This is a genomic window from Paenibacillus zanthoxyli JH29 (genome assembly GCF_000520715.1).
In the GTDB taxonomy this organism is placed as follows: Bacteria; Bacillota; Bacilli; order Paenibacillales; family Paenibacillaceae; genus Paenibacillus_AQ; species Paenibacillus_AQ zanthoxyli.
The window spans coordinates 1-8354 of sequence record NZ_ASSD01000100.1 but is presented as its reverse complement, the minus strand read 5'-3'; the positions used below and the strand labels follow the sequence as shown (position 1 = coordinate 8354).

10 protein-coding genes are annotated in these 8354 nt (G+C 53.3%); 6 read left to right on the top strand and 4 right to left on the bottom strand.

Translation table 11 applies throughout. The features are described from left to right. Positions 1-799, top strand: a 799-nt coding sequence (locus L691_RS0104010; protein ID WP_025688912.1) for an ABC transporter ATP-binding protein, incomplete at its 5' end; no start/stop codon positions are given. A 95-nt stretch (positions 800-894) separates the two neighbouring features. On the opposite strand, the gene L691_RS31050 is transcribed toward L691_RS0104010, so the two are convergent. Further along, positions 895-1275 carry a GNAT family N-acetyltransferase gene (locus L691_RS31050; RefSeq protein ID WP_084653807.1) on the bottom strand — a complete coding sequence of 127 codons (381 nt, stop codon included), beginning with the start codon at positions 1273-1275 and terminating at the stop codon, positions 895-897. A gap of 48 nt (positions 1276-1323) precedes the next feature. On the opposite strand from L691_RS31050, the gene L691_RS0104000 reads away from it, so the two are divergent. After that, on the top strand, positions 1324-2568 hold the full coding sequence (locus L691_RS0104000) for a copper amine oxidase N-terminal domain-containing protein (RefSeq protein WP_025688911.1): 1245 nt from the start codon (positions 1324-1326) through the stop codon (positions 2566-2568). 85 nt (positions 2569-2653) lie between these two features. On the opposite strand, the gene L691_RS0103995 is transcribed toward L691_RS0104000, so the two are convergent. Continuing rightward, positions 2654-3931 carry an MFS transporter gene (locus tag L691_RS0103995; protein WP_025688910.1) on the bottom strand — a complete coding sequence of 426 codons (1278 nt, stop codon included), beginning with the start codon at positions 3929-3931 and terminating at the stop codon, positions 2654-2656. A gap of 263 nt (positions 3932-4194) precedes the next feature. Here L691_RS0103995 and L691_RS0103990 point away from each other — a divergent pair, with 263 nt between their 5' ends. Next, positions 4195-5241, top strand: a complete 1047-nt coding sequence (locus L691_RS0103990; protein ID WP_025688909.1) for an AI-2E family transporter — start codon at positions 4195-4197, stop codon at positions 5239-5241. A 248-nt stretch (positions 5242-5489) separates the two neighbouring features. On the opposite strand, the gene L691_RS0103985 is transcribed toward L691_RS0103990, so the two are convergent. Next, a complete protein-coding gene (locus tag L691_RS0103985) occupies positions 5490-5888 on the bottom strand; it encodes a hypothetical protein (protein ID WP_025688908.1) in 399 nt (132 codons plus the stop codon). A gap of 445 nt (positions 5889-6333) precedes the next feature. On the opposite strand from L691_RS0103985, the gene L691_RS0103980 reads away from it, so the two are divergent. From L691_RS0103980 to L691_RS0103970, 3 genes are all read left to right on the top strand, one after another. Beyond that, positions 6334-6882: a MarR family winged helix-turn-helix transcriptional regulator gene (locus L691_RS0103980; protein WP_025688907.1), complete on the top strand. Its 549-nt coding sequence runs from the start codon at positions 6334-6336 to the stop codon at positions 6880-6882. A gap of 227 nt (positions 6883-7109) precedes the next feature. Further along, a complete protein-coding gene (locus L691_RS0103975; protein WP_144415295.1) occupies positions 7110-7325 on the top strand; it encodes a hypothetical protein in 216 nt (71 codons plus the stop codon). Positions 7326-7358: 33 nt separating this feature from the next. Then, positions 7359-7595 carry a DUF6953 family protein gene (locus L691_RS0103970; RefSeq protein ID WP_025688905.1) on the top strand — a complete coding sequence of 79 codons (237 nt, stop codon included), beginning with the start codon at positions 7359-7361 and terminating at the stop codon, positions 7593-7595. A 556-nt stretch (positions 7596-8151) separates the two neighbouring features. Here the strand turns inward: L691_RS0103970 and L691_RS33320 are convergent. After that, entirely contained in the window at positions 8152-8253 is a 102-nt protein-coding gene (locus L691_RS33320) for a cold-shock protein (protein WP_232229090.1), read from the bottom strand. Positions 8254-8354: the final 101 nt, after the last annotated feature.

Sequence of the window (8354 nt, the reverse complement as noted above, 5' to 3'; positions counted from 1 at the left end):
GACCGGCCGGGCAATTTTGCGGCTAATCGAGCCTACAGACGGGTCAATTTTGTTCGACGGCATCGATGTGCTCTCGCTTGGACCGGAAGCACTCCGGAAAATGCGTACGCAAATGCAGATGGTATTCCAGGACCCGTACGCTTCACTGGACCCGCGTTGGACCGTCAGGCAGACACTGGAGGAGCCATTCGCAACGCATATGCCGGAGCTGGCAGGGGCTGAGCTGAAGGACCGTGTCGCGGAGCTGATGGAGGTGGTAGGGCTTTCCCCTTACCATGCCCATAGGTACCCCCATGAGTTCTCGGGTGGGCAGCGCCAGCGGATCGGCATTGCCCGGGCGCTGGCCATGAACCCGAAGTTTGTCGTCTGCGACGAGCCGGTGTCCGCGCTGGACGTGTCGATTCAGGCGCAGGTGCTGGGCCTCATGCAGGATTTGCAGGAACGGTTCGGACTGACCTATATGTTCATCTCGCATGACTTGTCCGTCGTCAAGTTCATCAGCGACCGGGTGGCCGTGATGTATCTGGGCAAAGTGGTGGAGCTTGCGCCGACCAAGGAGCTGTTCGCGAACCCGCTGCATCCATATACAAAAGCGCTGATGTCGGCGGTCCCGGTGCCGAATCCGGCCCAAAGAAGGGAGCGCGTGATTCTGCGGGGGGATGTTCCGAGCCCCGAGAATCCGCCGCCGGGCTGCGCTTTTCATACCCGCTGCCCGGTAGCGACGGATATTTGCCGGCAGGAGGTTCCAGCGCTCCGGGAAATTTCTCCCGGAACGCAGGCTGCTTGCCATCATGTGTGAAGCCCGTGCATAAATTGGGATAAGACAGGATTAAGGGGTTGCCCCATAAGTAGTTTTGAGACTGCTGAGGGGCAGCCCCTTCTATGTATTTCCCGCTAAACCTGCTTCATCAATTGTTTTTTAAACCCTCTCTGGTCGGTGGAATAGCCGATGGATTCGTAAAATCTATGCGACGATTCACGTTTGCTTTCGGATACCAGGATGACATATTTGCAATGATTAATTTCTCCAAAATCCTCAAGCGCTTGCATGAGCTGCTTTCCTACACCCTGACCCTGATACTGAGGTAGTACGACTACGTTTTCAATCAGCAGAAAAGAATTGCAATCGCCAACAAGGTCGTAACAAGCGATTCCTATCGAAGTGCCGATAACTTTATTTCCGTCGTTCGCACAGAAATTCAGGGCTTTCCCTAGGCCTAAGGCAGTGGGATAGCCCTGTTTTGTTGCGCGAAAGAAACCTTTAACGCTGTCCATCGTCTAACAAAATGGGATATTTTTGAAAATATTTGGGGAGGCAAACATATGATGGTTAAAAAAATGCCGAAACCGGCAGTGTGGCTGGCAGTATTCGCGTTCTTGGCGGCAGCGGTTGTTGTTCCGGTCCGGGATGTCAAAATCTCTGCCGCCAGCGCGGAAGCCGCCGTGCCAGCCGCTTCGGTACTAACGGCATCCGGCGCCGTAAGTTCCACGGACGCGGTCCGGTTCGACTTGATCAAGCATGAGATGAGAATTAATCCGTCCGGCGGCGAAGCGTCGCTGGATGGAAAGGCTGCCAAGGTGGCTGCGCCCATAAAGCGAAACGGCCGATTGTATGTACCGCTGCGCGCGCTTGGCGAATCGGGAGCGGTATCCTCCGTTGCCTGGAATTCCGCGAAACGGCAGGTTCGGGTCGTTTCGCGGCGGGAAGAGCTGAATTTCCGCATCGGCTCGATCCGGGTATACGACGGGCAGGGCAAGGCTCTGCCGGCGGAGAACTTTACGATTCCGGCGCCGCTGTTAGTAGGCGGTACGGCCTATGTTCCAGTACGCACGCTGGCCTTCTTCGGTCTGTCGGCAGGTACGGAGAACGGCCAGCTCTTCTGGAGATGGAGCGAGAAGAAGGTGCAGGTGCTGCAGCCGTACTGGGAGACGGGAGAAGATCAGGCAGTGTTTACTGTACTCTACGCTAAGGAGCTGTATGCGCCGGGAGCCGGGTCTCCAATCGGCTCGGGGGTCTGGTTCAGCTTGGTAAGGAAGATTGTGGGGAAGGACATCTCTCTGGACGGCTCGCTCTATAACCGTATCCAGCTGTCCATGCCGCTGGAGCCGGGCATCAACCCGGTCGAGATCAGTACCATGGGGATGGCAGCGGCAGGAATCCGGATCAGACGCAATGTAAGCGACCCGTCCGCGATTCCGGTGAATATTACAGATGAAGGGAAGGGATTTTTGACTCTGGAATCTCCGGCAAGCGGCTACCTTAAACTTAAATCCGGAGACTCGTTCACGATTTCGGGCAAAGTGATCAATTCGCCCAATCTGGCTATCAATAAATTGACGGTTATGATTCAGCGCTATGTACCGGATGCGGGGGATATAAGAAAGGATTTTACAACGGTTTCCACAAAGGAAATTCAGGTAAAAAACGGGATGTTCAGCGGAAGCGTAACCTTCTCTCAGTCCGGTTCATACCGGATTTATGTGAATGGCTTGTCCTATTCGACCTTCCCCGGACATGGCCCGGATTCCGTTACCTGGGCGAACCTGTCGGCGGAAGTGGTGGAATAAGGGCAGTAAATCGCTCGGAGGCCGGATCTGCTAATCAATCGCTCCAAGAAACCACTACCCCTAGCATCCTTGTGGATTCTTGCTGCTACAGCAGCTCTCCCCGCTTCTTCAAGTACCGGTACAGCGGCACGGCGGACAGGGCGCAGAGCAGGGCGCACAGGCCGATGAACACATATCCCGCCTGAAGTCCGAGCAGCAGGCCGCCCTCGGCCCCTCGGCTTGAAGCGACAATGTCCTTGATGCCGGTAATGATCGCGCCGATTAGATAATTGCCGATGACGCTGGACACGCCCATCAAGGTGACAATGAACGTAATGGCGGTGTCGCTGCCCTTACGGTAGCGCTGCGCGATCAGCGCCATCACAGTAGGGTAGATCGGTGCGATGCCGATGCCCGCCGCCGCGAAGAGGAACGCCCCCGGTTCACCGGCCGCAATGGCGGCGAAGGTGAGCAGACCGGACAGGGCGGAGAAGACGATAACAGACAGCGTAAAGCCGATTTTGTCGGTGACGGGACCGAGAAACAGCCGGGCGAAGGTGAAGCAGAGGAAGAAGACGGACAGCATGCCCGCCGCAGCGGTTCCGCTCCAGCCGTAAGCTTTTTCCAGGAAGTTAACCAGCCAGCCGCCTACCGCCATTTCGGAAATGACACCGAAGGACAGAATGGCGATCAGCATCCAGATCACGGGATCGGCGGCGATCGTTCGCAGCGGAATCCGGTCATTCTCTGTATGGCTGCCGCTAGGGAATTTGCCCGCAATCGCCGGAATCATCGGCAGGACGGCCAGCAGCAGAATCAGCAGATAGACGTCTCGCCAATCGATAGCCCGGCCGCCAATGGTCAGCGTCATTAAGCCCGATGCGATCATTGGCGCCACCGTTGAGCTCAGTCCGTAGAAGAAGTGGGAGAGATTCATCATCGTCCCGGTATTGCGGACAAAGATCCTCGCGCCGAGCACGGCCAGCCCAATTTCCAGCATTCCGTTGCCGATATACATCAGAAAGAAGGAGCCGGAGAGCGCCGGATAGCTGCGGGATAAGAAGATCAGCACCCCGGATACGACCATGGACCCGAATGATAGCAGGCAGACAGCCTTAATGCCGATTTTCCGGATCAGGTAGGCGGTAAAAGAGCAGGCCAGCAAATAGCCGAGCGAGTTCAGTGACAGCAGCGTCCCGATGCGCATTTCGTCGAGACCCAGTTCCAATTGGATACGGGGAATGGCCGGGCCTTTGATATTCTCGGAGAACCCGAAGATCAGAAATCCGATAAAGACGGTGAGCAGCTGCAAAATATATATGCGTTTGGACGAAACGCTTGGAGACGCTTTCGTTTGACTGATTTCTTTTGGCAAAGTATCCAATGAATTCCTCCCTAGAGAAATGATCCGGCCGACCTGAAAGGCGGGGCAGCCAATGTATTGTATTATACACGGCCCTGACCGTCCGGGGAAAGCGGCTACTGGAGCGTAATAATCCGATAATCATGAAACATGAAACCGATTAGGCCGTATAAGCTGTTCATAAGGTGTAACGGGCGCGTTGGCCGTTATTCGCCGGTTGCGTTCATTGTTTTTGTTAAGGTAGACTATACTCAGTGTCAAATGCAGGTGAATGGAGAGAGACAATGGAATTGTTTAAGCGCTTTTTTGCGGATTTGACTGTGCGCAGGTTTGGAGTTTTGCTGCTGGTAATCTTGTTGCTGTACGGAATCAGGGATATGCTCAACTTGGTGCTGCTGACCTTTCTGATCGCTTATATCATGAACAGCTTTCAGGTGCTGCTGTCTAAGAGGATCGGCAAATACATACGGGTTAACAGCAAGGTTATCATCATCATTCTTTATCTGGCGATGATTTCGACACTGGTGCTTGCGCTGGTGCACTATTTGCCCAAAATATTTGTTCAGGTCAAACAACTGACCAATTTCCTCACTTCGTTAACCCCGGAAAATATTCCGCAGAACGAGATTGTCCAATATTTGTTCAGCACCGTCAAGGATCTGAATTATGAAGAATACATGCAGAGCGGCCTCAATTACATCACGACGATCGGCAACTGGGGCACGAGGTTCGTTCTGGCCATTATTCTCAGCTTCGTCTTCATTCTGGAGAAGAACCGGATTGTCGCGTTCACGTCGCGGATGAAGCAGAGCAAGGTTGCCTGGTTCTATAATGAACTGGAGTATTTCGGCAAAAAGTTTACGTTGTCTTTCGGCAAAGTCATCGAGGCGCAAATTCTGATTGCTATGTTTAATACCGCTTTTACGGTCGTTGGGCTAACGATTCTCGGCTTTCCGTACCTGTTCGCGCTTGGGGTTATGATCTTCCTGCTCAGCCTCATTCCGGTGGCGGGCTTTCTCATCTCGCTCATTCCGCTCTGCATCATTGGCTACAACATCGGCGGGCTGATGATGGTGATTTACGTACTGGCGATGATCGCCGTGCTGCATTTTATTGAGGGCTATTTCCTGAATCCGAAGCTAATGTCATCCAAAATGAATCTGCCGATGTTCTACACATTCATTGTGCTGCTGTTCTCCGAGCATTATCTCGGCGTGTGGGGACTCATTCTGGGCATCCCGATCTTTGTATTCGTGCTGGATATTCTGGAGATCAGGCGGGCAAAGCCTGAGGGCGAGCTTCCGGGAGAGCAATTGGAGAAACAGCGGTAAAATCGGAACCAAAGGAAACGAACCTTGTCCTTCGGGTATTTTAGGCTCCTGTTAAGAAGCTTCCCGTTAACCTTAGCTGTCGCGGGAAGATTTCTTGAACGGGGCCTTTAATTTTTTTAAGCCTTTATAACGAGAAGAATCCCCAAAAGGGGCCGTAAGCCGTCCTTTTGGGGATTCTCGCCTCAGCAGAGCTGATCGCTTAAAGAGTCTAATACTGCGCTCTTAGCGAATTCGGAGGCCGGGCGGATTTAGAGACTGTACACGCTGCTCCGAATAATATCCGGCACTTCCGCCATGTATGCATCGTACTGCTCGGGTGTAATGCTTCCGGCTGCAAGTCGCTGATCTAGTTGCCGGGCAAGCTGCTCCGTCTGCAGGTCGATGACCTGCTGAACGTCCGCGCTATTCTCCGAGGCGATCTTGGCAAGCGACTTGCCTTCGTACAAGGAATAGTATAGATCCTCGCCGGAAGGCTGCTTCAAAGCCTCCAGCAAATCATCACGGTCCAATGATGCGGCGGATAAGGAAAGCTTGGCGACCGGACTCGCGCTCACCGTACTGCTTCCCCATGTATTTCCTCCAAATGATATCGCTACGATCATTGTACCGACAATCATCACCCGTTTGATATTCCGTTTGATATTCATATTTAGTCCCTCATTTCATAGCTCGTATACGTATTTGGTGGAGCAAAAGATTCATCAATCGCGAAAAAGTTGAAGGTTAAGCGGATCAGCGGCTTCTTTGGGCCAGACTTCCAGCGGGAGTTGTTCTTATTGTAACCGCCCAATATGACAGCAGCCTTAAGGGAAATTTAAAATAACCTTAAAAATCCTTTTTAATTCAGACTTGACAGGTAAGATTAATAGGCTTATGATGCGTTCATAACCTTTCAACACTGAATAAATGAACAGTGAGATAACACTTCGAGCCGATTGGACCGCCAAAGGCTCCCGCAGCGTCACCCTTTCGATGGGCGCGCTATGGGGGCTTTTTTTGCAGATTAGAGAATCTATAAGTTCGACAACATCTTCGAGAAACGCTAATGGGAGTTTTTCTTACGCCTTGCGGCGAATGTAAGGAGCAGAGTCTATGGAAAAATTGGATTGGGATGTGCTGGAAGAGGCCGACTGGCTGTTTCGCAAGATGGTCAGAAGGTTCATGAAGGAGCGGGACCGTATTAACATTGAGGGCGTCGCGCTGCCGGGCATGATGATTCTGCATAAAATCATCCGCGAGGGCGAGCAGCGCCTCAGCGATTTGGCGGAGCAGCTGGATCTCACATCGGGAGCGATCACCGCGCTGTGCAACAAGCTGGATGCGGCCGGGTATACCATCCGGCGGCACAAGGAGGGAGACCGCAGAACGGTGCTGCTGAGCATTACGGATAAGGGGCGGGCCATGTTCGAGCGCAACCGCAGTGTCGGTTCGCGATGTATCATGCTTCTGTTCGAAGGCTTCGAACAGGAGGAGCTGACCGTCCAGAACCGGGCGTTCGAGAAAGTCATCGGCAATCTCGAAGGGTTCTCGGAAGCCATCCTGGAGCTTGCCAAGCAGAATACCGACGAGGCTCCCGCACCGGGCGTCTCTGAACGGAAGCAAAGCCGGGTATCGACGCAACCCCGTTATTTGACCTATTAGAATTCATTCATTTTTAACAAGGGAGACATGAACAATGGGATTTCCAACCGTATAGCCGAGGACGCAAGGTGCTGTACCGTTACGGTTTGGCCGGATCGGCAGTTCGACGGGGATAGACAATTTCGGATAGGACGGATAAGGACATAAATAGGGACAAGTGCACATTACAAATTTAGAAAAACATGGTATAATTCTTGGGAAAAAGGAAACGAAGGGAAGGTATGCTTGTGTTCCCCGATAACCTGAATGCCAAAGAAGATCCCGATTGGGAGGAAGCCACCCGCCGGGAGGACGCTCCGCAGGAGTACCGAGGAAGAAGCGCAAGGATCGCCGAGGAGTCCCGTAAGGGCTCGTCACTGAACTTTTTTAATGCTTTTGTCGCGCTGAGCACGACTGTTTGTGTTATTATGCTGTTTCTTTGGCTGATGAATCTGATAAGATAGGCATACTATAAGCCATTAGAAAAGAGGACACAAGTGGAACCGACAGCCCAGGATGTGGCGGAGTGGATGGTGAAGGAGATCCGTTTTACGGGAACCCTGTACCAGACCGATGCAATTGATTATGTAAAAAGAAACTTCGGCGAGCAGTTCGTCTTTGTGAACGAGAACGGCAACGCCTCACTGTCGAAGGAAGTCAAAAAGGCGTTCCGCAAGCTGCACGGCGGACGGATCGCCTGGGACCGGGATGGCTTTCTGTGGGCCTGGACCTGAGGAATTCGGGTCCGGGCTCAGCCTGACAGTCAGCGGCGCCGGGTTACCTTTGCAATAGCAACCTATGGCAAGGGCAATGGACATCGTGTGCCAGTAACCACCGTGGCAATCAGTGCCGGAACCAACTGCATCTGAGTCCCTGGGCGCGGCGATCTTCGCGTAGACCTTCTGCGCTAAAGAGAATCGGCGGCCAAGGCTGTGGTGATATGAAAATCTCCAGCTGCACCTCCTTAAAAGGATGCGGCTGGAGATTTTTGCGTACTGGGGCGCTGCTTGAGATATCATCTAATGGATAAGCCGGAATTTCTCCCGGTTATTCATGGGATAAAGGCTTGTTTTTTAATTAAGCTGGAATTTCTCACTCTTATTCTTGTGATTTTGCTGAAAACAGAGGGAAAAGCGCTATTAAAGTGGAGAAAATCCCTTTCGTAACCGGTAAAGCTTCATTTGCCCAGAAATAAAAGGGAGGAATTCCGTTTGCCGCTGGTCTACACAGGGGAAGTGATGGTTGGCGGTACGTACCGGATGGCGATGGTCCAGACCGGATGCCGTCGGTCTACACCGGGACATCCCGGGTACCCCTCTCCATCGGCGAGCCGCACAGCGGGCAGGGCTTGTGCGCCAGGTGGTCCTCGGCGCCGCCTGGCTTGACGCGCATCCAGCCCGGGCAGGCAGCAGCCGGGCAGCTCCAGACCGCGACCGTGCGCATGCGGCCGGAGGGGGCGGCACTATCGGCTGCGCCGTCCGAGCGGCGGAGGC

Bases quoted from the DNA above. Each gene is read 5' to 3' on its own strand.
- L691_RS0103985 (WP_025688908.1), bottom strand. From the start codon at position 5,888: ATGAATATCAAACGGAATATCAAACGGGTGATGATTGTCGGTACAATG.
- L691_RS0104000 (WP_025688911.1), top strand. From the start codon at position 1,324: ATGATGGTTAAAAAAATGCCGAAACCGGCAGTGTGGCTGGCAGTATTC.
- L691_RS0103990 (WP_025688909.1), top strand. From the start codon at position 4,195: ATGGAATTGTTTAAGCGCTTTTTTGCGGATTTGACTGTGCGCAGGTTT.
- L691_RS0103980 (WP_025688907.1), top strand. From the start codon at position 6,334: ATGGAAAAATTGGATTGGGATGTGCTGGAAGAGGCCGACTGGCTGTTT.
- L691_RS31050 (WP_084653807.1), bottom strand. From the start codon at position 1,275: ATGGACAGCGTTAAAGGTTTCTTTCGCGCAACAAAACAGGGCTATCCC.
- L691_RS33320 (WP_232229090.1), bottom strand. From the start codon at position 8,253: ATGCGCGTCAAGCCAGGCGGCGCCGAGGACCACCTGGCGCACAAGCCC.